Source organism: Qipengyuania sp. MTN3-11, from assembly GCF_042851825.1.
Taxonomy (GTDB): domain Bacteria; phylum Pseudomonadota; class Alphaproteobacteria; order Sphingomonadales; family Sphingomonadaceae; genus Qipengyuania.
This window is the reverse complement of the sequence record NZ_BTGM01000001.1, coordinates 1,380,265-1,406,057: the sequence shown is the minus strand read 5'-3', so window position 1 is coordinate 1,406,057 and position 25,793 is coordinate 1,380,265. Positions and strand designations below refer to the sequence as shown.

Annotated in this window: 23 protein-coding genes; 12 read left to right on the top strand and 11 right to left on the bottom strand. The window is 64.0% G+C overall.

Annotated elements, in window-relative coordinates; genetic code table 11:
• Nucleotides 1-18: 18 nt before the first annotated feature.
• From alaS to smpB, 6 genes are all read right to left on the bottom strand, one after another.
• Nucleotides 19-2,682: an alanine--tRNA ligase gene (alaS, locus tag ACGHN1_RS06775; protein WP_390549547.1), complete on the bottom strand. Its 2,664-nt coding sequence runs from the start codon at nt 2,680-2,682 to the stop codon at nt 19-21.
• Nucleotides 2,683-2,765: 83 nt separating this feature from the next.
• Nucleotides 2,766-3,392, bottom strand: a complete 627-nt coding sequence (locus ACGHN1_RS06770) for a glutathione S-transferase family protein (RefSeq protein ID WP_390549544.1) — start codon at nt 3,390-3,392, stop codon at nt 2,766-2,768.
• A gap of 235 nt (nt 3,393-3,627) precedes the next feature.
• The gene (recA, locus tag ACGHN1_RS06765) at nt 3,628-4,686 is read right to left on the bottom strand and encodes a recombinase RecA (RefSeq protein ID WP_390549542.1); all 1,059 of its coding nucleotides are present in this window, start codon (nt 4,684-4,686) and stop codon (nt 3,628-3,630) included.
• Nucleotides 4,687-4,802: 116 nt separating this feature from the next.
• Nucleotides 4,803-7,292, bottom strand: a complete 2,490-nt coding sequence (locus tag ACGHN1_RS06760) for a response regulator (RefSeq protein WP_390549540.1) — start codon at nt 7,290-7,292, stop codon at nt 4,803-4,805.
• Nucleotides 7,289-7,876: a DUF2062 domain-containing protein gene (locus ACGHN1_RS06755; RefSeq protein ID WP_390549801.1), complete on the bottom strand. Its 588-nt coding sequence runs from the start codon at nt 7,874-7,876 to the stop codon at nt 7,289-7,291. The genes ACGHN1_RS06760 and ACGHN1_RS06755 overlap by 4 nt, the downstream gene beginning before the upstream one ends.
• A gap of 145 nt (nt 7,877-8,021) precedes the next feature.
• On the bottom strand, nt 8,022-8,504 hold the full coding sequence (smpB, locus tag ACGHN1_RS06750; RefSeq protein ID WP_390549538.1) for an SsrA-binding protein SmpB: 483 nt from the start codon (nt 8,502-8,504) through the stop codon (nt 8,022-8,024).
• Between the two features lie 103 nt (nt 8,505-8,607).
• On the opposite strand from smpB, the gene ACGHN1_RS06745 reads away from it, so the two are divergent.
• Nucleotides 8,608-9,696 (top strand): succinylglutamate desuccinylase/aspartoacylase family protein, encoded by a 1,089-nt coding sequence (locus tag ACGHN1_RS06745; protein ID WP_390549536.1) that lies wholly within the window; start codon nt 8,608-8,610, stop codon nt 9,694-9,696.
• Here ACGHN1_RS06745 and dapA read toward each other — a convergent pair.
• A complete protein-coding gene (dapA, locus tag ACGHN1_RS06740) occupies nt 9,693-10,574 on the bottom strand; it encodes a 4-hydroxy-tetrahydrodipicolinate synthase (protein WP_390549535.1) in 882 nt (293 codons plus the stop codon). The genes ACGHN1_RS06745 and dapA overlap by 4 nt on opposite strands.
• 93 nt (nt 10,575-10,667) lie before the next feature.
• On the opposite strand from dapA, the gene ACGHN1_RS06735 reads away from it, so the two are divergent.
• Together ACGHN1_RS06735 and ACGHN1_RS06730 are read left to right on the top strand one after the other, a co-directional pair.
• On the top strand, nt 10,668-12,626 hold the full coding sequence (locus ACGHN1_RS06735) for a lytic transglycosylase domain-containing protein (protein WP_390549533.1): 1,959 nt from the start codon (nt 10,668-10,670) through the stop codon (nt 12,624-12,626).
• Between the two features lie 32 nt (nt 12,627-12,658).
• The gene (locus ACGHN1_RS06730) at nt 12,659-13,168 is read left to right on the top strand and encodes an invasion associated locus B family protein (RefSeq protein ID WP_390549531.1); all 510 of its coding nucleotides are present in this window, start codon (nt 12,659-12,661) and stop codon (nt 13,166-13,168) included.
• A gap of 59 nt (nt 13,169-13,227) precedes the next feature.
• Here the strand turns inward: ACGHN1_RS06730 and ACGHN1_RS06725 are convergent, their stop codons facing one another.
• Complete coding sequence (locus ACGHN1_RS06725) at nt 13,228-13,890, bottom strand: outer membrane protein (protein WP_390549529.1); 663 nt, start codon at nt 13,888-13,890, stop codon at nt 13,228-13,230.
• A gap of 275 nt (nt 13,891-14,165) precedes the next feature.
• Here ACGHN1_RS06725 and rlmN point away from each other — a divergent pair, with 275 nt between their 5' ends.
• The 6 genes from rlmN (at nt 14,166) to ACGHN1_RS06695 (ending at nt 18,793) form a co-directional block, all read left to right on the top strand.
• On the top strand, nt 14,166-15,404 hold the full coding sequence (gene rlmN, locus ACGHN1_RS06720; RefSeq protein WP_390549527.1) for a 23S rRNA (adenine(2503)-C(2))-methyltransferase RlmN: 1,239 nt from the start codon (nt 14,166-14,168) through the stop codon (nt 15,402-15,404).
• Nucleotides 15,401-16,009, top strand: coding sequence for a class I SAM-dependent methyltransferase (locus ACGHN1_RS06715; RefSeq protein WP_390549525.1), 609 nt, complete (start codon nt 15,401-15,403; stop codon nt 16,007-16,009). The genes rlmN and ACGHN1_RS06715 overlap by 4 nt, the downstream gene beginning before the upstream one ends.
• Nucleotides 16,010-16,154: 145 nt before the next feature.
• Nucleotides 16,155-16,523 carry a glycine zipper 2TM domain-containing protein gene (locus ACGHN1_RS06710; RefSeq protein WP_390549523.1) on the top strand — a complete coding sequence of 123 codons (369 nt, stop codon included), beginning with the start codon at nt 16,155-16,157 and terminating at the stop codon, nt 16,521-16,523.
• Nucleotides 16,524-16,633: 110 nt separating this feature from the next.
• Nucleotides 16,634-17,398: an SDR family oxidoreductase gene (locus ACGHN1_RS06705; RefSeq protein ID WP_390549521.1), complete on the top strand. Its 765-nt coding sequence runs from the start codon at nt 16,634-16,636 to the stop codon at nt 17,396-17,398.
• The gene (locus ACGHN1_RS06700; RefSeq protein ID WP_390549519.1) at nt 17,395-18,066 is read left to right on the top strand and encodes a cytochrome b/b6 domain-containing protein; all 672 of its coding nucleotides are present in this window, start codon (nt 17,395-17,397) and stop codon (nt 18,064-18,066) included. The genes ACGHN1_RS06705 and ACGHN1_RS06700 overlap by 4 nt, the downstream gene beginning before the upstream one ends.
• Nucleotides 18,056-18,793, top strand: coding sequence for a molybdopterin-binding protein (locus ACGHN1_RS06695; RefSeq protein WP_390549517.1), 738 nt, complete (start codon nt 18,056-18,058; stop codon nt 18,791-18,793). Before ACGHN1_RS06700 ends, ACGHN1_RS06695 begins: the two co-directional genes overlap by 11 nt.
• 9 nt (nt 18,794-18,802) lie before the next feature.
• Here ACGHN1_RS06695 and ACGHN1_RS06690 read toward each other — a convergent pair whose 3' ends face one another.
• Complete coding sequence (locus tag ACGHN1_RS06690) at nt 18,803-19,240, bottom strand: DUF1801 domain-containing protein (protein WP_390549515.1); 438 nt, start codon at nt 19,238-19,240, stop codon at nt 18,803-18,805.
• Between the two features lie 166 nt (nt 19,241-19,406).
• Here ACGHN1_RS06690 and ACGHN1_RS06685 point away from each other — a divergent pair, with 166 nt between their 5' ends.
• From ACGHN1_RS06685 to ACGHN1_RS06675, 3 genes are all read left to right on the top strand, one after another.
• Nucleotides 19,407-19,670, top strand: a complete 264-nt coding sequence (locus tag ACGHN1_RS06685) for a DksA/TraR family C4-type zinc finger protein (RefSeq protein ID WP_390549513.1) — start codon at nt 19,407-19,409, stop codon at nt 19,668-19,670.
• Nucleotides 19,671-19,784: 114 nt separating this feature from the next.
• The gene (locus ACGHN1_RS06680; RefSeq protein WP_390549511.1) at nt 19,785-21,011 is read left to right on the top strand and encodes an argininosuccinate synthase; all 1,227 of its coding nucleotides are present in this window, start codon (nt 19,785-19,787) and stop codon (nt 21,009-21,011) included.
• Nucleotides 21,012-21,911: 900 nt separating this feature from the next.
• A complete protein-coding gene (locus ACGHN1_RS06675) occupies nt 21,912-22,502 on the top strand; it encodes a septal ring lytic transglycosylase RlpA family protein (protein ID WP_390549509.1) in 591 nt (196 codons plus the stop codon).
• A 54-nt stretch (nt 22,503-22,556) separates the two neighbouring features.
• Here the strand turns inward: ACGHN1_RS06675 and ACGHN1_RS06670 are convergent, their stop codons facing one another.
• Nucleotides 22,557-23,363 (bottom strand): hypothetical protein, encoded by an 807-nt coding sequence (locus ACGHN1_RS06670; protein WP_390549507.1) that lies wholly within the window; start codon nt 23,361-23,363, stop codon nt 22,557-22,559.
• 76 nt (nt 23,364-23,439) lie between these two features.
• Nucleotides 23,440-25,602 carry an SEC-C metal-binding domain-containing protein gene (locus tag ACGHN1_RS06665; protein ID WP_390549505.1) on the bottom strand — a complete coding sequence of 721 codons (2,163 nt, stop codon included), beginning with the start codon at nt 25,600-25,602 and terminating at the stop codon, nt 23,440-23,442.
• Nucleotides 25,603-25,793 lie beyond the last annotated feature (191 nt).

Below are 25,793 nucleotides of genomic sequence, written 5' to 3'. Positions count from 1 at the left end.
CTGACCGGTTCGCGCCGGTCAGGCGTTTTCGTGCGCCAATGCAGCCCGCACAGCGGCAATGGCATCCGTAGCCTTCGGTCCGTCGGGACCGCCACCCTGGGCCATGTCCGGGCGACCGCCGCCGCCCTTGCCGCCGAGCGCTTCCACTCCGGCACGCACGAGATCGACGGCGCTAAACCGCTCGACCAGATCGTCCGTCACCGCCACGGCGATGGCGCCCTTGCCCTCGTTGACCGCGCAGATCGTCGCGACGCCCGAGCCGAGGCGGGTTTTCGCCTCGTCTAGGAGGGGCCGCAATTCTCGCGGGTCGAGCCCGTCGATAACCTGACCGGAGAACTTCACGCCGGCCACGTCCTCCTCGGCCACGTTCGCGCCGTTGGCGGCGCCTCCCCCCAGCGCCAGGGCGCGCTTTGCCTCGGCCAGTTCCTTTTCGAGCCTGCGGCGTTCCTCGACCAGCGCCGCGACACGGTCGGCGGCCTCGTCCGGGGCGCTCTTCAAGGTCCCGGCGATCGCTTTCAACGCTTCCTCGCGCCCGACCAGCCACTGCCGCGCCGCCTCGCCCGTCAACGCCTCGATCCGGCGCACGCCCGAGCTGACGGCGCTTTCGGAGACGATGCGGAGCAAGCCGATATCGCCGGTCGCCTCGACGTGTGTGCCACCGCACAGCTCGACCGAGTAGTTCCGGCTGCCGTCCTGCCGCCGTCCCATCGAGAGGACGCGAACCTCGTCGCCGTATTTCTCGCCGAACAGAGCCAGGGCGCCCGCCGCAACGGCATCGTCCGGGGTCATCAACCTGGTGGAGACCTGTTCGTTGGCGCGGATCTCGGCATTCACCTCCGCCTCGATCGCGGCGATGTCGGCGTCGGACAACGGTTTGGGATGCGAGAAATCGAACCGGAAACGATCGTCGGATACCAAGGAGCCCTTTTGCGTCACGTGACCGCCAAGCCGCGCCCGCAGCGCCGCATGGACCAGATGCGTGGCGGAATGGTTCGCCCGGATCCGGTCCCGCCGGTCGGCGTCGATGGCAAGGTGCACTCTGTCGCCCCTTGCGACCGATCCGCTAGCGATCACGCCCACATGCGCATGCAACCGACCGAGCGGCTTGTTGGTCGTTTCGACCGCGATCTCCAGCCCCTCCGGCGTCCAGATCCGGCCCGCATCGCCGGACTGGCCACCGCTCTCGCCGTAAAAGGGCGTCTGGTTGGTAAGGATGGTGACGCTATCGCCTTCGCCGGCCCTGTCGACCTCTGTCCTGTCCTTCACGAGCGCGACCACCGTGCCCTCGCCCGTGGTCGAAGTGTAGCCGGTGAACTCCGTCGAACCTTCGCGATCTGCGATGTCGAACCAGATGTCGTCGCTCGCCGCTTCGCCCGAACCCTTCCACGCGGCCCGCGCAGCCTGCTTCTGCTGGGCCATCGCCGCATCGAAACCCGCACGGTCGACCGACAGTCCGCGCCCGCGCAGGGCATCTTCGGTCAGATCGTAGGGAAAGCCGTAGGTGTCGTAGAGCTTGAAAGCGGTTTCGCCATCCAGCGTGCCGCCCTCTGCCATCTCGGCGGTCGCTTCGTCGAGAAGGCGCAAACCCTTGTCGAGCGTGCGGCGAAACTGGGTCTCCTCGCGTTCGAGTACTTCCTCGATCAGATCCTGGCCGCGCTGCAATTCGGGATAGGCCTGTCCCATTTCGGTAACGAGAGCAGGCACCAGGCGGTGCATCAGCGGTTCGCTCGTTCCGAGCAGATGGGCGTGGCGCATGGCCCGGCGCATGATGCGGCGCAGGACATAGCCGCGCCCTTCGTTGCTGGGCAAGACACCGTCGGCGAGCAGGAAGCTGGTCGAGCGCAGATGGTCGGCGATCACCCGGTGGCTCGCCTGGTTCGCGCCTTCGGCCTTCACCCCGGTCAGGCTTTCCGACGCTTCGATAAGCTCGCGGAAAGTGTCGGTGTCGTAATTGTCGTGCACGCCCTGCATCACCGCCGCGACACGCTCCAGCCCCATCCCGGTGTCGATGCTGGGATGCGGCAGGTCGGCGACGATCTCGTCGGCTTCCTGCGTGAACTGCATGAAGACGAGGTTCCAGATCTCGACGAAGCGATCCCCGTCCTCGTCCGGGCTTCCGGGAGGACCGCCGGGGATGTGGTCGCCATGATCCCAGAAGATTTCCGAGCAGGGCCCGCACGGCCCATCCGCGCCCATTGCCCAGAAATTGTCCTTGGTAGGGATGCGGACGATCTTCTCGTCGGGAAACCCGGTGAGCGTCTTCCATAGATCGAAGGCTTCGTCGTCGGTATGATAGACGGTCACCAGCAGACGCTGGGGATCGAGGCCCCATTCCTTGGTCAGCAGGGTCCAAGCGTGATGGATCGCCTGTTCCTTGAAATAGTCTCCGAAGCTGAAATTGCCGAGCATCTCGAAGAAGGTGTGATGCCGGGCCGTGTAGCCGACGTTGTCGAGATCGTTGTGCTTGCCGCCGGCGCGCACGCATTTCTGGGCGCTGGTCGCGCGCTGCGCGGGCGGAGCTTCGAGCCCGGTGAATGCGTTCTTGAAGGGCACCATGCCGGCGTTGACGAACATCAGCGTCGGATCGCTGTAGGGCACCAAGGGCGCGCTCGGGACCTCGACATGGTCGGCCCGCGCAAAATAGTCGAGGAAGGCGCGGCGGAGTTCGTTGGTCGAGGTCATGGTGGCCAGTTAGGCAATGGCGTGCGGGGCGACAAGCAAGGAAAGCCGCTCACAGTTTGCGGCGTGGTGATCAGGCGGCGGCCTTACCAGGCAAAATAGGGTCCGGTTTTCTGGCGTGCACGCTGCCAAGCGTCCCGGGCATGGATCTTCTCGACGAAAGCGGCGAGTTTCGGCGCCTTCTCGGCATAGCCCTGCATGACCGCGATCTCGGCGGGAAAGCTCATCATGACATCGACCGCCGTCCAATCCTCGCCGATGAAATGAAGGTTTTCGCCAATCCGCTCTTCGGCAAATTCGATATGTGCGGCCAGTTGCTCCTCGATACGAGGAAAAAGCGGCGCCGCGCCCTCGCCCAGACGGCCGAAGTATATCTTCAGCATGACCGGGACGAAGAAGCTGCTCTCGGCGAACTGCATCCATTCGGCGTGGGCTATCCAGTCGTCCGAGCCATATCGGGGGACCCAACGATCGCCGCCGTAACGGACGCAAAGATACTCGATAATCGCGCCGCTCTCCGAAATCGAGCGACCGGCGTCCTCGATCACGGGGGACTTACCAAGCGGGTGAACGGCCTTGAGTTCGGGAGGCGCCAGATTCGTCTGCGCATCGCGCTGATACGCGACGAGTTCGTAGTCGACACCCAGCTCCTCGAGCAGCCAGAGGATGCGCTGCGAGCGGCTGTTGTTGAGGTGGTGGACGATAACGGTCACGCGCGTTCTCCCGGTGGCGATTCGAGATCGATGCTAGAAGCGCACACACCGGCGATCCAGAAACTTGCGCGCAAGGCGCGGAAAAGCCGGTGCGGTTGGGAAGCCTTCGCAAGCGACGGCCCCGGCACGCACCGGCTTTCCGTGTGTTCGGGAGCGAACGGCCACGGTGGGGACAGTGGCTCCATAGCGACCGGCGAGAAATAAGCCGGGCGCGCTCCCGCTTGAGAAGATCCGATCAGTCGTCCGCGTCCGGACCGGTCATCATCTCCTCGGCAACCTCGTCGGTCCGGCCGCGTATGGCGGCTTCCAACTTGGCGCAAACTTCGGGGTTTTCCTTGAGGTAGACCTTGGCGTTTTCGCGTCCCTGGCCGATCCTGATGCTGTCATAGCTGAACCAGGACCCGGATTTCTCCACCACACCGGCCTTGACGCCGAGGTCGAGGATCTCGCCGATCTTGGAAATGCCCTCGCCGTACATGATGTCGAACTCGACCTGCTTGAACGGCGGGGCGACCTTGTTCTTGACGACCTTCACCCGGGTCGAGTTGCCCACCACGTCGTCGCGATCCTTGATCTGCCCGGTGCGGCGGATGTCGAGACGGACCGAGGCATAGAACTTGAGTGCGTTGCCGCCGGTGGTGGTTTCCGGATTGCCGTACATCACACCGATCTTCATCCGCAGCTGGTTGATGAAGATGACCATGCATTTGGAGCGGTTGATCGAGCCCGTAAGCTTACGCAGCGACTGGCTCATCAGCCGCGCCTGCAGGCCGACATGGCTGTCGCCCATCTCGCCCTCGATCTCGGCCCGCGGCACCAGCGCCGCGACCGAATCGACAACCAGCACGTCGATCGCGTTCGACCGCACCAACGTGTCCGTGATCTCGAGCGCCTGCTCGCCGGTATCGGGCTGCGACACGATGAGCTCGTCGATATCGACACCAAGCTTCCTGGCATAGATCGGATCGAGCGCATGTTCGGCGTCGACGAAGGCCGCCGTGCCCCCGGCCTTCTGCGCCTCGGCAATCACATGCAGCGCCAGCGTGGTCTTGCCCGAGCTTTCCGGGCCGTAGATTTCGATCACGCGGCCCTTGGGCAGGCCGCCAATGCCAAGCGCGATGTCGAGACCGAGCGATCCGGTCGAAATCGATTCGACATTCATCGCTTCCTTCTGGCCCAGCTTCATCGCCGAACCCTTGCCGAAAGCGCGATCTATCTGCGCGAGCGCGGCATCGAGTGCCTTCTGACGGTCCACGTCGTTTTCCTTGTCTACGAGCTTGAGATTGGCCGCCATCGCATCACCTCCACCGAATGACCAGAGCCGGGTGTCGACTCATCAACGATGACACCCATGTATCGGGTTTGTTCCTGTAGAACAAGTGGGGAACGAAGATTTATTTTCAAACCAAATCAAGCGCCCTCGCGCACCTGCTCGCCGAGCACCTCGGCGACCTTGGCGTTGATCTGCTGGACACTGAAGGGCTTGGGAATGAAATGCATGTTGTCGATGTCGATCTCGCTGCGCAGATGCTCTTCGGCATAGCCGGACATGAAAAGGATCGGCAGGTTCGGCTTCACCTTGCGGATGTCGCGGGCCATGGCGGGACCGTCCTTCACCGGCATTACGACGTCGGAGACGACGAGGTCGAACTCGCCCTTGCCGTTGGCGATGATCGCCAACCCTTCCTCGCCGTCGCTGGCGGTGGTCACGGAATAGCCTGCCCTGGTGAGAGCGCGTTCGGCGACGGCGCGGACCATGTCCTCGTCCTCGACGAGCAACAGGCTCGCGCCACCCGACCATTCGCTCGCCCGCTCGTCTTCGACCGGGTCCTTGCGGGCAGGTGCGGGCACCTCGCCCTTGTGCACCGGGAGATAGACCGTGAACCGCGCCCCGGCGACCCTGCCGTCCGATCCGGTGACATTGTCCGCGAAGATGAAACCGTTGGACTGCTTGACGATGCCATAGACGGTCGAGAGGCCTAGCCCGGTGCCCTTGCCCTGTTCCTTGGTGGTGAAGAACGGCTCGAAGATCTTGTTGATCACCTGTTCGGGTATGCCGCCGCCGGTGTCCTGAACGATCAGCACGGTGTAATCGTCCGCCGGCATGATATCGATGCCGAGCTTGCGCACATCGCGCGCGGACACGCGCCGGGTCGCGAGAGTGAGCCGGCCCTTCCAGTCCGATCCGGCCCGCGCGCCATGCCCGTGCATCGCGTCGCGGGCATTCACCGCGAGATTGATGATCACCTGTTCGAGCTGCTGCGGATCGGCCCGCACCGGGCCCAACTCGCGATCGTGCCTGATAGAGAACTCGACCTTGTCGCCCATCAGCCGCTTGAGCAGCTGGCTGACCTCGCTGACGACATCGGGCAATTGCAGGACGACGGGGCGCAGGGTTTGCTGGCGACTGAAAGCGAGCAGCTGGCGGGTCAGCGAGGCGGCGCGGTTCGAATTCGCCCTGATCTGCTGGATGTCGTCGTAATCGCTGTCGCCCGGCGTATGGCGCAGGAGCATCAGGTCGCAATAGCCGATGATCGCGGTCAGCACATTGTTGAAATCGTGTGCGACGCCGCCGGCGAGCTGGCCGACGGCCTGCATCTTCGTCGCCTGGGCGACCTGACGGCGCAGGCGCTTTTCCTCGGTCGAATCCGACAGCGACAGCAGCACCGCCGCATCGCCCAGCCCGCGCACTCCGGCAAGGCCGATCGAAACCGGTTCCTCGCGGTCGTTGGCGAGACGTACCGCGATGTCGCCGCTCGCGGTCGCGCCGCGAGCGAAGCGGCGCACCGTATCGGCAAACGGACCCTTGTCCTCCCGAACCACGAGATCGGAGGGGAATTGCGGCAATCCAACCTGTTCGCGCTCGACCGCGCGGAGGAAGGCCTTGTTGGCGAAGAGGAAGCGACCGTCGCGGTCGGTCAGCGCAAGCCCGAGGGGAAGTGCCGACAGCAGCGCTTCCAACTGCGGCACGGAAGCCTTGCCACTGGCCTCCCACCCTCCGCCGAAGCCCACGCTGCTGTCGATCAGCAGCATGACCGAGGGTCTCGTTTCAACGCCTTCGTCCGGGGAATCGCCGGCGTCGAGCGGGATATGAACCAGCGTCTGAGGCGATCCCTGCTGCCCCTCGCGAGCGAAATAGATACGGTCGCGGTCGTCGGTGCGAAGCAGCTTCACGAACTCCTTCCCCGCCAGCGAACTGTCGTCCTGCCCCTCGGCACGCTCGGCAAGGCCGGGAGAATGCGACATTATGATGCCGTCTCCTGCGACCAGCGCCACTTCGACCCCCGCACGCGACAGGATCGCCCCCAGCGATCCGGAAATGCGCTCGTCGATGCCGTCATAGCCCTGTTCGACCAGGATCTCGGCGAAGCGCCAGACAAGAAAATTCTCACCCCGACCCGCCCGCGTCACCTCGAGGCGAAACCTTCGCTCGCCCTCGCTCTGCGACAGGTCGTCCGCCACCCCCCGCCCTTCGCGCCAGGCTGCCCTCGCCGCCTCTGCGATGGCGATGTTGGCAGTGTCCGAAAACGCAATCTCGCTGGGAGGGTCGGGTTCGCCGAACCATTGGCGATAGGTCTCGTTGGCACAGGTCAGGCGGTTGGCCCGATCGGTGATCGCCATGGCCCTTCGGCTGTTGTCCATGGCCGCTGCCGTGACGGTCCAATCCGGCAACGCCACGGCTTCCCGGGTGGCCTCCGCGCGCACCCTGCCGACGAGCAGGCCACCGATCGCGAGGACGAGCAGCCCGCCGGCATAGGCGAGCGCCGCAATGCCGCTTCCCCCGATCAGCCAGACCGCGGCGATGGAGAGCGCGATCGCGGCAAGAAGACCCGCGAGAAGGGGTAGAGGCGGGAGAGAAACCCCGCGTGGTTCGTCGCTACCTAACACGGCGAAGTTCATTCGCCGCTCGTCTGCGCATGGCGTTCGTCGAGCCGCCGCTTCATTTCCTTCAAGCGGCGGCTGCGCCGACGTCCGACGAGGAAGCGCCAGATCCAGCCCGCAAGAACCCGCCCGAGCACGGAGGTGACCAGTGCCAGGACGACAAAGCCTAGCGCGGTGACGCCGGCAGTCTCGAAGATCGTGGCGAACAGGCCGCTGTCGCGGGCCAGATCGCCCGCTCCGGCACCCACGGCGGCATCGACGTTGAGCACGAAACGGCCGACCTTGTTGGCGACGACTGCCCAGAAGGGAAAGGTCAGCGGGTTGGTCACGAAGGTCGCCAGGGCCGCGATCGGGACATTGGCACGCAGCGGCAGGGCAAGGAAGGCGGCGAGAAAAATCTGGCCCAGAGGCACGATGAAGGCCGCGAACAGCCCGAGACCGACACCGCGCGGAACCGAGGTGCGGGTGAAACGCCACAGTTCGGGGCTCAGGAACCGGTGCGCGATCGGCTTCAGATATTTGTTGCGCGCCATTTCCTCGCGCTCGGGCATGCGCACGCGCATCCACCCCGGCAGGCGCGATCTGGGACGCGGGTCGATCATTTGCACGGCGGCGGCATGCGCGTGTCGCGTGGAGAGCGCAAGGAGAATGCACCGGTCGAACTGGAGTCTGCCATACTGGCCATATGCTTACTCAGATTGCGCTTGCCACGTGCTGAATTGGCAGGTGCGGAGCTGACCACCCGCGCTAGCCGCGTTCGCGCATCAGCCGCGCCTTGTCGCGCTTCCAGTCGCGATCCTTGACCGTCTGACGCTTGTCGTGAGCCTGCTTGCCCTTCGCCAGAGCCAGCTCGACCTTGGCGCGCCCCGTGGAATTGAAATAGACCGACAGCGGCACCAGCGTCATCCCCTTGCGTTCGACCGCACCGAACAGCTTGTCGATCTCGCGGGTATGCAGCAGCAGCTTGCGGGGCCGTCGGGGTTCGTGGTTGTTGCGGTTGCCGTGGCTGAATTCGGGAATGTTGGCGTTGATCAGCCAGACCTGGCCGTCGCGCACCTCGGCATAGCTTTCCTTGATGCTCGCCTCGCCCGCCCGCAGCGCCTTCACCTCGGTCCCCTGCAAAGCAAGTCCGGCCTCGAAGGTCTCTTCGACATGGTAATCGAACCGTACGCGACGATTGTCGGCGACGGTTTTCTGCTTGTCGAAAGTGGCGGGTTTGGGACGGGCCATGGGGTGGGCGATGTAGGCGCTGGGGGCTGGCAGGGAAACCCCGGACACGATTTCCCTTGCCAAAATCCGTGCCGCGACGACGAATGCGGCAGGGAGGCCGAAGATGGGGGACAATTCCACCGAGTCGCCTGACGGGCACGGTGCGTTCGAGATCGCCGGCGAGAGCATTCCGCCGGGCGAGCGCCGGACGCTGGCCATCCCGGTCACGCATCAGGTCACCGGCTTTCCCGCCAATCTGGCGCTCCAGGTGATCCACGGGAAGGAGCCGGGCCCCGCGGTGTTCGTGAGTGCCGCGATCCACGGGGACGAGATCGTGGGGACGGCAATCATCCAGCGGCTAGTCGCGCGCATCACGCCCGATGATCTCAAGGGCACTCTGATCCTCTGCCCGGCGGTGAACATCTTCGGCTTCATGCAGCACATGCGCTACCTGCCCGACCGGCGCGACCTCAACCGCAGCTTTCCCGGCAGCCAGCGCGGCTCGCTGGCGGCGCAACTGGCGCATTGCTTTCTCGAGCACGTCATCGACCGCTGCTCCCTGGGCATCGACCTGCACACCGCGGCGATCAACCGCTACAACCTGCCACAGATCCGCATCGCAAGCGGCAGCCCCTATCTCGTCGAACTCGCCATGGCATTCGGCGCACCGGTGATCATTGAGAGCCCGCTGCGACCCGGTTCGATGCGCGCGCTCGCCGCTGAGCGCGAGGTGCCGATGCTGCTGATGGAAGCCGGAGAGGCCTTGCGTTTCGACCGCCTGTCGATCGATATCGGCACCAGCGGCATCTGCCGGGTGCTGGCGCATATCGGCATGATCGACGCGGACGACGGGCTGACCAGCGTCGGCATCCCGGCCCGCGCCAACCGATCGAGCTGGGTCCGCGCGCCCCGCGGCGGTGTGACCCATAGGGTCCGCAAGTCCGGGGACATCGTCTACAAGGGCGATCTGCTCGCCACCGTCACTGGCCTGTTCGGCGAAGATGGCCAGGAGATGCTGGCCAGTGTCGACGGCATCATCATCGGCCACGCCACCCTGCCCGTGGTCAACCAGGGCGACGCGGTGTTCCACATTGCCCAACTCGAACATCCCGAGCGCGCCGGCGATCGGATCGACACGATCACCGAGGCGATCATGGCCAGCGAACCCGCCGGCACCGCCCAGCCCATGATGGACGAGGACGAGGTGCTTTAAAGCAGTCCGGCAATCTCCAGCGCCTCGTCCACCGCCTTGCGGCTGGCTTCGCTCGCATTGCAGAGCGGCAGGCGGACGTCGGGACTGAACCACTCGTGGACCCGGCTCAGCGCGTATTTGACCGGCGCGGGGCTCGCGTCGGAGAACATGGCGTAGTGCAGCGGAAACAGCCGGTCGTTGAGCTTGCGCGCCTTGACCAGATCGTTCGCCGCGATCGCCTCGTGGAATTCTGCACACAGCGCGGGCGCCACGTTCGCGGTCACGGAGATGCAGCCTGCGCCACCGGCAGCGGAGTGCGGCAGCCAGAGCTCGTCATTGCCCGAAAGCTGGCAAAATTCGTGGCTCAATCCCATACGGTGGTCGGCGACGCGCGACAGGTCGCCGCTGGCATCCTTGATGGCAACGATCCGGTGAGGATATTTGCGGACCAGTTCGACCACCGTGTCGTCCTCGATGTCGGTGACCGTCCGGCTGGGCACATTGTAGAGCACGATCGGCAGATCGCTGTGTTCGGCGAGGTGGCTGAAATGGGCGATCAGGCCATTCTGTCCCGGTCGATTGTAATAGGGCGCAACGCACAGTCCGGCGGCGGCGCCGGCCTTCTTGGCGAACTGCATGTGAAGCAGCGCGTTGCGGGTATCGTTGCTGCCGCAGCCTGCAATCACCGGCACGCGACCTGCCGCCTGCTCGACGCACACCTCGATCACGCGGTGATGTTCGGCATTCGACAGGGTAGAGGCCTCTCCCGTGGTGCCGCAGGGCACCAGCCCCTTGCTGCCGTTGTCGATCTGCCAGTCGACCAGCTTCCGGAACGCCGTCTCGTCGAACGATCCGTCGCGAAAGGGAGTCGCCAGGGCGGGGATGGAGCCTGAGAACATTTACATCGGTCCTGCGTTCGGAGAAGAATTGCATCCACCGCCCGCGCCTGCGGGCGATATCATTCAGCGCCTGATAAGGAGCCGCTTGGCATTATGTCCAGCATGAGCCGCACATCGTTTTTCCCCATCGCCCTCCTGGCCGGCTCCGCCCTGGCCGTTCCCTCCGTCGCGAATGCGCAGGACCCCTCCAGCTGGGATCGCGCACGCGGCAATCTCGTCGCCAGCCAACCGGGTCGGATGGCACAGGCGATCCAGCAGTGGGAGGTGCTGCGGGAAAGCGACAACCCTGGTTTCTCCACCGTCGCCAGCTTCATCACCACCTATCCCGGCCTGCCGCTGCAGGAGAGCTTCCAACGCAAGGCGGAAAACGCGCTCGACCGCGATCCGGTGGGGCCGGAAACGCTCGTCGCCTTCTTCGATCGCCATCCGCCGCTGACAAATTCGGCGCGGGCTCGATATGCTCTGGCGCTTGCCACCCAGAACCGGCCCGAAGCCTTCGAGGTCGCCCGGAAGGCCTGGCGCGGCGGTGAGATGAGCGGACCCTCCGAAGCCTATATGCTCGGACTGTACGGCACCCGGTTCACGCCCGAGGACCACGATGCGCGGATGAACGCGCTGCTGTGGCAGGCTGCGGGCGAGGCGGCGGCCCGCCAGGTCGTGAACGTCTCGCCGGCCATGCGCGACATGGCGATGGCCCGCCTCGCTCTGGTCCAGGGTGAGACTCCGAGCAACGCCGGACTGTCGGTTCCCGACGGCGCTCTCGCCGACCCCGGCTACGTCTACAATCTCGCCCGCCACTACCGGTCGAGCGGCAATTCGGCCTCGGCCGTGAACCTGCTGGCGACGCGCGCCAGTTTCGGGCGCACGCCGTATGATTCCGAAACTTTCCTCACCGAGATGCTGCGGATCGCGCGCGGTGCCGATGCAAGCCGGGCGGTGACGATCGCCGCCAAGGCCAATGATCTGTTTCCCGCAGGAACCGACCTGTCCCAGGAAAGCTATCGCATCCGCGACGATTGGACCTCGCTGATGTGGCTTGGCGGGACCAAGGCGCTTTGGGACATGGGCGACGGCAATAGCGCCGCGCCGCTGTTCTACAATTACGGGACCGCTGCGCAGACGCCGCAGACCCGTTCCAAGGGGTTCTACTGGGCCGGATATGCTTCCGCGCGCGCCGGAAACCGGAGCGAAGCGACACGCTATTACGAGTTGGCGGCGGCCTACCCCGATCGTTTCTATGGCCAGCTTGCCCTGCGCGAGCTGGGCCGTCCCGTTCCCCGGGTCGGTTCGCAGACCCCCGTCGTTCCGACCGGCGAACAGCGACAACAGTTCAACGCCATGCCGCTGGTTGCCGCCACGCGCGAGGTCGCGCGCGATGCGCCCTGGCGCACCGGAATTCAGTTCTATCGCGAATTGGCCCAGAGCGCCGACACGCCGGAGGAGCATGCGCTGGTCGCCGATCTCGCCCGCGAAATCGGGCGGCGGGATCTTGCGGTCAACGTGGCGGAAGCGGCGGGCGCCGACGGGCTCGACGGCTTCGTGGTTCAGGGCTTCCCCACCCTGCCCCTTCCTCCGGGAGCGAATTTCACCCTGGTCCACGCGATCGCGCGGCAGGAGAGCCAGTTCGCACAGAACGCCATCAGTCACGCCGGGGCGCGCGGTCTGATGCAGCTGATGCCGGCCACCGCGCGGGAAGAGGCCGGGCGCGCCGGCATGCAGTACATGACCGCCTCGCTGATCGACGATGCCGAATACAACATCCGGCTCGGCAGCAACCATATCGAGCGGCTGGTGTCCTATTACGACGGCAGCTATCCGCTCGCCATCGCCGCCTACAATGCCGGACCGGGCAATGTGAACAAATGGCTGCGCGCCAACGGCGATCCGCGCACCGGTGCGGTGAGCTGGGAACGCTGGATCGAGGAAATCCCGTTCTTCGAGACAAAGAATTACGTCCAGCGGGTGATCGAGAACGCGGCCGTGTACGAGCAGCTCTACCCCGATCGCACGGCCTACGGCCGGGCCCGAACGGCAGGCGAGTTCCTGCGCTAGGATTTCCAACGGGTTTTGATAGGAGGGGGCAGATGTCCGCGATCCCTTCCATCAAAATCTTCGCCGGCCTGGGGCTGTTCGTCACGGTCTTGCTGGCGGCACCGGTCGCCGCGAAAGACAGCCTCGGCGTCTTCGACAATTGGGGTGCATTTCGCGACGGCCAGGTACCGCGCTGCTATGCCATCGCCCTCGCCGATACGACCGGGCGAGAGACGGAACTCGAACCCTACGCCACGATCGGAACCTGGCCGCGGCGCAACCTGCGCGGACAGGTCCATTTCCGCCTATCCCGGATGCTGCGCGACCGAAGCGATATTCGATTGACCATCGGCGAGCGGAGTTTCGCGCTGACCGGCGGCGGAGGAGACGCCTGGGCTCGGGATCGCGCGATGGACGCCGCAATCGTGGCGGCGATGCGGTCCGCGCCCCGAATGTCCCTCCGCGCCACGGCATCGAATGGGCGGAGATTCACCGATCGCTACCGTCTCGACGGTGTCGCCAGCGCGCTCGATGCGGCGACGCTCGCTTGTTCCGGACGCTGAACGAAAAAAGGGCCGGAGACGACAATGCGCCCCCGGCCCTCCTTCGTAATCAGCCGATATCAGAAGCGAACGCCGACGCCCGCCATGATCTGATGCCGGTCGAGATCGACGTCGAAACGGTCGGTGTCGGGCAGCGTGCCATCGAAATCCACCTCGGCCTCGCTGTAATTCGAATAGCGGTATTCGACATTGACGAAGGCCCGCGGATTGATCGCATATTCGAGCCCGCCGCCGACACGGTAGCCATCGAGATCGAAGTCCTCGTCGAACTCGGTCGTACCGTCGTTGGCGAGGACGTTGAGCTTGGCATTGGTGTATCCGCCCTTGGCATAGAGGAGCACATCGGGCGCGACCTTGGCACCGGCGCGGGCACCGAAATAGAGATCGCGGCCAGCATCCACGCTGCCAAAACCAAAGCCTTCGAAATCGCCGTTGCTGAACTCGGTCTTGGCGGTGGAATCGGTGTATTCCGCCTCGGCACCGATCACCGCGCCGCCGAAGTCGAAATCGTAACCGACCGCCGCGCCATAGGCGAAACCGTCGATCGACTGGTCGTTATTGTCGTTACCGTCGTCATCGACACTGCTACCGGCGGTCACGGAATCGTAACCCCCGATGGCCTGTGCGCGAAAGCCCGTGAAGGTATCGGCTTCCTGGGCCAAAGCCGGTGTGGCGAGCGACGCCGTCGATGCTGCGACGAGAAGGGCTGTAAGCTTTTTCATTGTTGTACTCCGTTGTGTTCGTCACGGCGCAGAACGCCGCGCGGACCGGTTCAACGGGGTTTTCCCTCGGCAGTTTCATTAACCCTGCACAACAGGAATGTGTTGCATCTTTGAAACATTATGAGCGACGAACAGCCGCGTCTGATCGACAAATCGCGATCTCCGAATTTTTTCGACGGACGGTGGCGAAAACCGACGAGTTGCGGGAACCGGTCCCTCAGGACCGGCAAGTCGGCTTTCAAAATTGCCGCGATATCCCTATATGACCGCGTTCCATGACAAGTACCGAGCTCATGCCCATCCCCGGACAGGTCGATCCGGTGCCCGTCGCGCGCGACATCACACCGCGCGCCGATGGACGCCAGGATCTCATCGGGCTGCCTCGCGATCGCATTCGCGCCCTTTTCGAATACGCCGGGCTCGATACCAAGCAGGCCAAGCTGCGCGCCAAACAAGTGTTCCATTGGCTCTACCACCGCGGAGTCACCGATTTCGCGGCCATGACCGACATCGCCAAGCCCATGCGACCCTGGCTCGCCGAGCGCTTCGTGATCGGCAGGCCGGACGTCGTCGAAGCGCAGCACTCGACCGATGGCACGCGCAAGTGGTTGCTCAAGACAGCCGACGGGCACGAGTTTGAGATGGTCTTCATCCCCGATGCAGACCGCGGCACCCTGTGCGTGTCGAGCCAGGTCGGCTGCACGCTCAACTGCACATTCTGCCACACCGGCACCATGCGGCTGGTGCGCAATCTGACCCCTGGCGAAATCGTCGGCCAGGTGATGCTTGCGCGCGATGCGCTGGGCGAATGGCCCAAGGGTAAGATGGATTTCGCCGCCGAGGCGAGCGAGGCCGAATACACCGCCGATGGCCGCCTGCTCACCAACATCGTGATGATGGGCATGGGCGAGCCGCTCTACAATTTCGACAATGTCCGCGATGCCCTGCGGCTGGTGATGGATGGCGACGGGCTGGCCCTGTCCAAGCGCCGCATCACGCTGTCGACCAGCGGCGTAGTGCCGATGATGGAGCGCTGCGGCGAGGAGATCGGGGTCAACCTCGCGGTCTCGCTCCACGCGGTGACCAAGGAGGTGCGCGACGAGATCGTGCCGCTCAACCGCAAATACGGGATCGAGGAATTGCTCTCCGCCTGCGCGGCCTACCCCGGCGCTTCCAACGCCCGGCGTATCACCTTCGAATATGTGATGCTCAAGGACAAGAACGACAGCGACGACGACGCGCGCGAACTGGTGCGGCTCCTCAAGAAGTTCGATCTCCCCGCCAAGGTCAATCTCATCCCCTTCAACCCCTGGCCCGGCGCGGCCTACGAATGTTCGACGCCCGAGCGCGTCCGGCGCTTTTCCGAGATCGTGTTCGAACACGGCATCAGCGCCCCGGTCCGCACCCCGCGCGGGCGCGACATCGACGCCGCTTGCGGACAGTTGAAGACGACAGCCCAGAAAAAGAGCCGCGCCGAACGCGATCGCGAGGCGGCGGCGCCGGCAGCCGTGTGACCCACGACGCGGCCACACTCGCCTATTACGAGAAGGCCGCACCGCATTACGCCGCCAGCACCGCGCAGGACCGGCACCGCCACCTCGATCCCTTTCTGGATCGGCTGGCCCACGGCGCTTCGATCCTCGAACTGGGGTGCGGCTGCGGCGCGGACGCCGCCCATATGGCTAAGCGCGGCTTTCGGATCGACGCCACCGACGGCACGCGGGCAATGGTGCGCAAGGTTCGGGAGCGGCACGGTATCGAGGCGCGGGTAATGCGCTTCGACGAACTGGAAGCACTAGCACATTACGACGCCGTCTGGGCTCATGCCTCGCTGCTGCATCTGCCCCGCGCATCGCTCCCCGCTGTTCTCGCGAAGATACGGCACGCGCTGCGGCCCGGGGGTCTTCATTTCGCCAATTACAAGCTCGCCGACGACAGACATTCCGGCGAGGGGCGCGACCCCCTCGGCCGCTGGACAAACCTGCCGACCGCGGACTGGCTCACGACCTGCTACGCGCAAGCCGGGTTCGAACCGGTGGATAGCGAAATCTATACGGGCAACGGCAGCGACGGGGTCGTGCGCCAATGGCTGGCACTGACCGTTCGCAAGCCGGACTGACCGCTGAACGGAGCGATTTCGCACGCTTCGTCCCCGCGTTTCTCACGTTCCGTCGTTAATTTGCCGACCCAGGCGTTCGTTCATCGAACGTTTTTCGTGCTGAAGCGATCAATCCCCATCGAAAAGCAATCGATGAGGTTCGATCATGAAGAAAACCGCTCTCGCCATCGCGACCTCGGCAATGGCATTCACCGGGCTCGGCCTGTCTGTGCCGGCCGCCGCCGATCCCCCGCGCTGGGCGCCTGCCCACGGTTACCGTGCCAAGGGCGGAGACGGCATCGCCTATCGCCGCGCGCAGGGTAGCGACATCCGCTACTGGCGCGGTCAGGATGGCCAGTACTATTGCAAGCGCGGCAACGGCACCGTCGGCTTGCTTGCCGGGGGCGCGCTCGGCGCTCTGCTGGGCCGGGCCGTCGATACCCGGGGCGATCGCGCCACCGGCACCATTCTGGGTGCTGCGGCCGGTGCGCTGGTCGGTCGGGAACTAACCCGCGGGCCGACACGTTGCCGGTAATCAGATAAGAGCCCGAAGGGTCGCATCTGCGCGCCGTTATCCATTTAGGATGGCGGCGCGCTTCGCTTTCGGGCTTCCCCCGTACGGCCCGATGTGGTTGACTCAAGACGATGACCAGGCCGGCAGTTCTCGTTACCGGAGGCGCAAAACGCGTCGGCGGCGCCATATCGCGCCGCTTCGGCATGGCGGGCTGGCATGTGGTCATTCACTATCGCAGTTCCGGGGACGCCGCCGACGATCTGGCACGTCAACTGCCGAGCGCCGAGACGATCGCATGCGATCTCGCCGACGGAGATGCCGCGGTGGCGATGGTCGGAAACCTTGCCGAGCGGGTAGGTGACTGGCGGGCGCTGGTGAACTCGGCCAGCATCTTCGAGCCCGACGATGCGGCGGCACTCGATCCCGACATCGGCGCCCGTGCCATGCGGATCAATGCGCGCACGCCGACCCACATGGCCCAGACCTTCCTCGCGAAGGCGCGTTCCATGGGCGGGCGCCGGGTGATCAACGTCACCGATCAGAAGATCGCCAATCCCAACCCGGATTTCTTCAGCTACACGATGAGCAAGCATGCCCTCGGATCGACCGTCGCCATGCTGGCGAAGGCCCATGCCGGCAGCTCCGATCGCGTCTACGGCCTGGCCCCCGGCGCGATCCTGCCGAGCCACGACCAGAGCGAAGAAGAGGCCGAGATTTCCCACCGTCTCAACCTGCTGCGGCGCAAGACCGGCCCCGAAGAGGTGGCCGACGCCGCGCTTTTCCTGGCCCACGGCTGGCTCGCGAGCGGACAGACCCTGTTCGTCGATAGCGGCCAGCATCTGCTCGACCAGGACCGCGACGTGATCTATCTGGCGCGCGAAGGGGACAATGCATGAAGCGGCATGCGCTGAGCACAAGGTTGTGGCACTGGATCAACCTCGTCTTCGTGGTGATCCTGTTCATGTCCGGGCTTACGATCTCCAACGCCCATCGCTATCTCTACTGGGGCGACTGGGGCTTCGCGCCCGAGCAGGCCTGGCTGGCGGTTCCGCGCTTTCCCGACTGGATGACGATCCCGGGGTATTACAGCCTCGCCGTGGCGCGAGACTGGCACATCCTCGCTGCCTGGCCCTTCGCCCTGGGGCTGTTGTTCATGTGGGCGGCGATGCTGCTCAACCGCCACTTCCGGCGCGATATCGCCACCAGCACCCGCGAATGGCGCGCGGCGAATGTATGGAGCGACATCAGGGCGCACCTGCGGCTCGATTTCGACCACGGCGGGGGTAAATACAACTTCCTCCAGAAGCTGGCCTACGGTCTCGTCCTCGGCGTCTTCCTGCCGATGATGATCTTCACCGGAATGGCGATCAGCCCCGGGATGCAGGCGACGTTCGGCTGGCTTCTCGAGCTGCTGGGGGGAAGGCAGTCGGCCCGCAGCCTGCATTTCATCTTCGCTTTCGCGACCTTCGGCTTCTTCGTCGTCCACGTGGCGCTGGTGATCCTTGCCGGTCCCGTCCACCAGTTGCGCGACATGATCACGGGAGGAAAAGCCGATGCGTCGTAGGGGGTTTCTGGCGGCGCTTGGCGCGGCTTTCGTTGCCGGCTGCAACAAGGTCGCAGAGAGCGAAGCGGGCGCCGGCATGCTCGCTGCGGCAGAACGGTGGCACCGGGGCGCACACCGGTTGCTGACCGATCGCAAGGCGCTGGCACCGGAATATCCGCGCAGCGAAATCAGTCCGTTCTTTCGCGGCAATGGCTCGACCGACCCGCAAAATGGCGATTATCAGCAGCAGGCCGCGGCCGGTTTCGCCGACTGGCGTCTCGAGGTTCGCGGGCTGGTCGACAACCCGCTGTCGCTGAGCCTGGAAAACATCCGTCGCCTCCCTCAGCGCACCCAGGTCACCCGGCACGATTGCGTGGAGGGGTGGAGCGCGATCGGCGAATGGACCGGCCCACAGCTTTCGGTCCTCCTCGATGCGGCAGGGCTGCGCGAGGAGGCGAAGTTCATCGTGTTCCGCTGCGCGGACAATCTCAACGGATCGGACTATTACGAGAGCGTCGACATGATCGACGCCTTCCACCCGCAGACGATCATCGCCCACAGCCTCAACGGGGAGCCGCTGCCAATCCGCAACGGTGCGCCCCTTCGCATGCGGATCGAACGCCAGCTCGGTTACAAGCACGCCAAATACCTCACGGCGATCGAGGCGGTGGCCAGCCTGGACGATATCGGACGCGGCCACGGAGGGTACTGGGAAGATCGCGGCTACCAGTGGTACGCGGGCATCTAGCGCGAACCCTCAGTCCGGGTAGCGTCGCTTCATGCCTTCCCAGTCGTTGCGGACCATCTCTTCGAGCACGTCCAATTCGATATCCGCCAGCTTGTTGACGTACAGGCAGCTCGCGCCGCGCGAGTATTTGCCGAGCCGCGCCAGCGAATCCGCGTGCTTCTCGCCCGTTTCCGGATCGCAGTATCCGCCCATCAGATAAAGCGAATGCTTGGCCTTGCGCGGGCTGAAGCCGGATCGCAGCGAGTGGACCTCGCGGCCGCTGTCGTAGGTGGTGCGGTAATCGCCGTAGCCGATGATACTCGGCCCCCACATCACCGGCGTCGCCCCCGTCGCACGGCGGAACAGCGCGTCGAGCTGTTTCGCCTCGTCGCGCCTGCGCTCGTGATCGATGCTGTCGATGAAGTCTGCGGGATCGACTTCGGTCGGTACGGTCGCAACATCTGCCACTTCGGGTCTCCCCTTCTAAGATTGACGCGCTTCGCATGTTTGGCAGCGCGGCCGATCGCGAGCAAGCGATGATGAAGCCGGGGCGGTGTCCCCGCTCCGGTGCCGGACAGATGCTTGAAAGCGAGTGCTCACGCGCCCATCTCGGGGGTCCGGGAAGGAGTTTGCCATGGCCGGCGGATGGACGCGCGACGGCGCGGTACAAGATCAGATCGACGATACGATTTCCGACGCGGTGAGCGCCGCACGGTCGCGCATGCCGGTGGGTGAAAGCGTTCGCTGGTGCGTCGAATGTGGCGAGGAAATCCCGGCGAAGAGGCGCGAGGCGCTGCCGGGAGTGAAGCGGTGCGTCGCCTGTCAGACCGGGCAAGACGGCGCGGTCCGTCAGTCCGGGATCAACCGGCGCGGCAGCAAGGACAGCCAGCTTCGCTGAAGCCCCCCTTCGTAACCCGCCTAACCGGAACGCATACACAATCGGCCCGGCACCCGATTGCCGCAGCCGCGCCCCCCTGCTAGCCGCGCGGCCTAAGCCAGTGAGGTAGATTCCATGTCCGACATCCAGCGCGTCGTCCTCGCCTATTCCGGCGGCCTGGACACTTCCGTGATCGCCAAGTGGCTGGAGGTGGAGCGCGGGCTCGAGGTCGTGACCTTCACCGCCGATCTCGGACAGGGCGAGGAGATCGAGCCCGCCCGCGAGAAGGCGCGCGCCATGGGCATCCCCGACAATCACATCTTCATCGAGGATCTGCGCGAAGAGTTCGTGCGCGACTTCGTCTTTCCGATGATGCGCGCCAACGCCCGCTACGAGGGCGATTATCTGCTCGGCACTTCGATCGCGCGGCCGCTGATATCGAAGCGGCTGGTCGAGATCGCGCATGAGACCGGGGCCGACGCCATCGCCCACGGCGCGACCGGCAAGGGCAACGACCAGGTCCGCTTCGAACTCAGCGCCTATGCGCTCGATCCCGACATCAAGGTCATCGCTCCGTGGCGCGAATGGGATCTGACCAGCCGGACCGCGCTGATCGCCTGGGCGGAAGAGCACCAGATCGCCGTGCCGAAGGACAAGCGCGGCGAGAGCCCGTTCTCGACCGATGCCAACCTCCTCCACACCTCGTCCGAGGGCAAGGTTCTCGAGGATCCGTGGGAGGAGACGCCGGACTACGTCTACTCGCGCACCGATCATCCCGAGGACGCGCCGGACACGCCCGAGTACATCACCATCGACTTCGAGACGGGCGACGGTGTCGCTTTGAACGGAGAGACGATGAGCCCGGCCTCCTTGCTCGCCGCGCTCAACGATCTCGGGCGGCGGCACGGGATCGGCCGGCTCGACCTCGTCGAGAACCGCTTTGTGGGCATGAAGAGCCGCGGCATGTACGAGACGCCGGGCGGCGAGATCTACGCCCGCGCGCACCGCGGGATCGAGCAGATCACGCTCGACCGCGGTGCGGCGCATCTCAAGGACGAGCTGATGCCGCGCTATGCCGAGCTCATCTACAACGGGCTGTGGTTCAGCCCCGAGCGCGAGATGCTGCAGGCGGCGATCGACCTCAGCCAGGAGAAGGTCAGCGGGACCGTGCGGCTGAAACTCTACAAGGGGCTGGCGAGCGTGGTAGGACGCAAGAGCCCGAATTCGCTCTATTCCGAAGCGCATGTGACCTTCGAGGACGATGCCGGCGCCTACGACCAGGCCGATGCGGCGGGCTTCATCAAGCTCAACGCGCTGCGCTTGCGGCTGCTCGCGCAACGCGACCGGACCCGCCCCGCCTGATTTGCGCCGAGCGGTTGAGTTATCCACCCGCGTCCACAGCGGAATCGTGGAAAGGTGGATAAGTCGGGCTTGCGAAGCTTGAAAACCGGGGCCGGGAGTCGCAATCTCAATCCATCGGAAGGGTGACGAACCTTCTCGGGATCGAGGGCCTAACAGCCTGACAAACCGAGGGATTTCCAACCCGGATGACGCTGCGGGACCTGTCCGCGCGCATCTGGAGTGACCCTTTGCAACGGGCTTCGGCCCCGCGCAAGGGCGAACGGTGAAGGAAGCGCGAAACGTCCCGAAGCGGATCTGGCCGACCGGTCGGAGCGCCGATGGCGGCATCGCATGAAGGTCTTCGGACCGGACGCGATGCGCCGGAAGCACCGGCCACCAGGAACGCCAGGTCGCGGAGCCGCCCGTCGAAGGCTGGCCCGGGCAGGAAACCGATGGCTTCGGCCACACGGAACCGAGCCAGGCCAGCCGGAGGGTGGATCCGGATGCCGGTGCGAGCGCCGGTGACGAAGCCTGCGACCATCTCCGGATGGCTGGAGGCGGAAACATCGGATGCCAAGTTCCGCGCATCTTCGGATGCAGGACCACGCATCGGTGAGAGTGGGGTCGGCAGTAATGCCGGCCCCATTTGCTTTGCGCGATCGCGGTTCGACCTGCGTCCGCCCCCTAGCCCCGCGGCTCACCCGCAGCGACTCGCCCCGGCCTCGCGAATCGGCCGGCGCGTGCCCTTTCCACCCCCATTTCCATTCGTCGCCCTCCCGACACGTTTCACCTGCAACCGGTTTCGAAGCGTTCCCGCGCGCGCGACGAACTGTGGCGGGATTGGGGCGATCCCCCTCCGCGTTAGGGACTCCCCGCTCCGCCTCCGGTATCAGGCTGGGCACGCAAGGAGGGGTTCGTCCCATGTCCCAACGTCCGTATTCCCGCACCCATCTGCGGCCCGCCGCCAAGTCCCTCACCACCGCGCTCGCCGGTGCGCTGGCGCTGTCGGCGACCTCGGTGGCGATGGCCGAGACTACGCCGCACACCCATTCCGCCGCCAGTGCCGCCACCAGCGCCGCCGCGATCGCCCAGCAGGCCGGCGACCGGCAGTTCGCCGCGCTCTTCGCCAGCTTCGCCGCGCTGCCCGAAGGCACCGTCCCGCCCCGCGCGGTCGACATCGACAGCTTCGAGCCGCCGGTGGAGGCCGAGCCCGCCGCCACCCTGATCGAAGGCGGCACCGCCTCCTATTACGGCCGCAAGTTCCACGGCCGCCGCACCGCCAGCGGCGAGGCGTTCGACATGAACGCGATGACCGCCGCGCACCGCACCCTGCCCTTCGGCAGCAGGGTCAGGGTGACCAACCCGGCGAACGGCCGCACCGTCACCGTCACCATCAACGACCGCGGCCCCTTCCACGGCAACCGCGTGATCGACGTGAGCCGCGCCGCCGCGACCGAGCTCGGCCTGATCCAGCGCGGATCGGGCCCGGTGGAGCTCGCGCTGCTCGACTAGGGGCTCGACTAGAGGCTCGACCGGGGGCGCAACCAGGGGCCACGTACCCCCGCCCTACGCTCCCCCCGGCACCCCACTCGCCGCCTCCAGCGCATCGAGCGCGGCGTCCAGCTCGGCCTCGCCGGTCACCCGCCACCATTGCTCGACCCCGCCGTCGAAGGCGGCCATCTGCACCGACTCGACCAGATCGGAGTCCGGATAGTCGGCGGGCAGCTTCTCGCCCCAGGGCCGCGCCTCCTCCATCGCATCGCGCAGCGGGTCGCCCGTCCCCTCGTCGAGCGGGTCGGGCCAGTCCCCCGCCGGCGCGGCCGGGGTGTTGGACATGGACCGGGTGTGACACGGTCCAGGAGAAGATTTTGCGGGCGCGGCTTCTGGTGAGGGTTCGGGAAGCGGCTCGCCCCGCTCCAGCGCCTCCAGCGCCTCGTCGAAGCAGTCGGACAGCGCCGCGACATCCGCGCGCGCGGCGAGCTTGTCGAGCCGGGCGATATGCGCGAGCAGCAGGCGCGGGTCGTAGCGGCGGCGCCGGGCGACCTCCTCGCCGTGGTAATAGACCGTCTCCTCCACCCCGTCGATCGCACGGCTGGCGAGCACGTCCTCGGCCCGCGGCAACGCCTGGAGCAGTGCCGCGTCCCAGCACCGCCGGAAGGCGGCGCAGGCCCGCCGCGCGCGGTAGACCGTCTGATGCGACACACGCGCGCGCTTCGCCGCGCTGCGCACCGACCCGACCACGCTGAGCGCCTCGAGAAACTCGCGCTTCACCGCGAGGGTGAATTCGAGCTGCGGCTTGCGGCTGTCGCCCTCCGGAAGCTGTTCGAGGAGCGCGGGGAGATTGGGCGTGGGGAGATCGGCGGGGGCGTTCATGGTCCGGTTCCTATGCGGAGGAGTGGACCGGGCTATTTATGGCATTTGGAGGGCTGTAGGAAAGCTGATCAGCTTCCTACCCGTTTTTCAAACAACATTTTTTGTATTTGATGCCGCTCCCACATGGGCAGGGTTCATTTCGACCGACCTTGATGCGCTTCAGTTGTCGTCCAACCAGGCGCAAATTCCCCATCATATTCATTCCCTTAGTTGTTTCTCTCAAACGCTCATCCGGTTTCCATCGGCTCTTAAGATTAACTCCGAATTTAGGCATGCCATCGGTATGGCGGACCGAGAGGCCGAACCATTGGTTGGCTTTGCTTGCATACTTCCGTCGCTCGCAATGATCGAATAATTTCTGTGCGGATTCTGGCGACGAGCCAATTCCGCAATGAACGGTTAGGCCCTCGGTCTGATCACCGAAGGTAACCGTGAAGTCATGCAGTCGGGAATCTCTCTCTGTTTGTTTGCAAATTTGTGTAACGCCGTTCTCTATAACGGCGAAAGTTTCCTCACTGAGTTTTAGCAGCGCAAAGCCTAAGTCGATGAGAGGTGGCTCAGAAGATCGCTCAATTGCGGCGAGGAGGCGCCCGACATAGGTTGTTTTCAATCTCGTTAGAATTCCCTCTGGAGTCGCTTTTCCTGGGATCCCTCTCCTTCTAATGGTGAAAGCCGTATCAAGATCGATGCCCATGGAGTCATCGAGCGCTAGCAAATGGGTATCGTCATCGATCCAGAGGTTGGATTTCAGATGAAACCCAAGAATTGTAAACTCGCTAACAACCGTAAGTCGTTCGTGATAGTTAACACGTCGATTGACATAGCTCAAAAAATAAAGCGGAGAGGTTAGAAATTCACAAATGACATCGATAAGAAATACATCAGCAACAAAAGGGAGTTGAATAATTTCATCATCATTTTTGTATTTTAGAATCTCTCGCGCCTGCACGGTAAGAGCAGGATAATTTTCGGAAGTAATGCAAAACGGATAAATCTCATTGAAATCGACAATTTCGATTTCCTCTCCCTCACTTGAGACGAGCCGAATGTCCTTCCTTTTGATGTGTTCAGAACATCCCAGAGCTTGATCGTAGCTCTCCTGTATCGCCTTTTTGAAGTCGGACTTCAATTGTCCATCATTGCCCTTGCGAGCTTCCAAAGTGAGCTTTTTTGATTTGCATTGGATGACCAGCGCCCTGTCACCAAACTTGACGAACACGTCAATTTCACCCGCGCGGTTCGAGCGGCCCCTCTCAAGGTTCACGTTCCGGAAGACATTGGATTTCCCAAAAACCTCTGCCAACCTATCTGCTACTATTTGCTCAGTGAACCGACCTCGATTGGCCTGAGCCGTCGATCTGTATTCCTTATCCTCCAACATCCAATAAAATGGGGAGTCGTATAATGCTTCGCACAGAGCGTAAAATTGGAGTGATAGGAACGTCTTATCGTTCAAGGCTATAATCGGTTTAGCATTGACGAGGTTGAAATCTCCGATTTCGTTAAATTGATGATTTATGTTGCCAGGAGTAAGGGAAAAGGCGCTTAGAAAAGATTCAAGAGTCCTTGCCTCTAACGAGCAAGCGCCTTCGAGATCAGCGATAGTAAAACTGAAAACATCGAGAAAAGACCATAATCTAGGATGTGTCGCAGGTAAACTAGCCATTTTTTCCATCATCTTTTGATGCTGGATTCGCGAGACAGCGTGTTCGAATTGCCTCATGTCCGAGGACGTAAAGCCGACGTTATCTTTTAGCCATTTATCGTCTTGACGATATCTCTCGACCGCGAATTCGGAATACTGGAAATGGAAGGCTGATTCACCCCGATAAAAGATGGGCTCCCTTAATATGTCCGCCTGATGGAATGGCCGCACCCCGCTTTTTAGCCGTTCGGGAGTGAAAATTTCCATCATTGGCTTATTGAATGAAGCGTGCAACTCTTCCATCAATCGTTCAGTTCGGTCGAGGTATTCCTGTGTGACGGTGGGATCAGGTAGAGTCGTTGCGACAGGCTCCTGAATCATGAAGCCAAGAAGCGTATTTAACTCCGTTCGAAGTAGTCTATTAGGGGCGTATGAATTTGCCATATCCTCTGGCGTGATTTCTCCAGCGTAGAAGATAAAGTTATCTCGCCAAGATGTGTGGGCAAGAGCATGAACATAGCCGGGACTTTGCGTAAGTTCTTTTATGTCGGACAGTATCTCGTTTTCAGGGCGAGCATCCAAAGAGAACCGCATTGACCTTCCTCGCTTTATCGTCCGTGACGCCAGCTACTCCGCCGCCTCCCGCTCCCCGGCCCGCGCCAGCATCGCGCGCAGGTACTGGCCAGTATAGCTCCCCTCCACCGCAGCGACCTCCTCCGGCGTTCCCTGCGCCACAACCTCCCGCCCCGCACGCCGCCATCCGGGCCGAGGTCGAGGATGTAGTC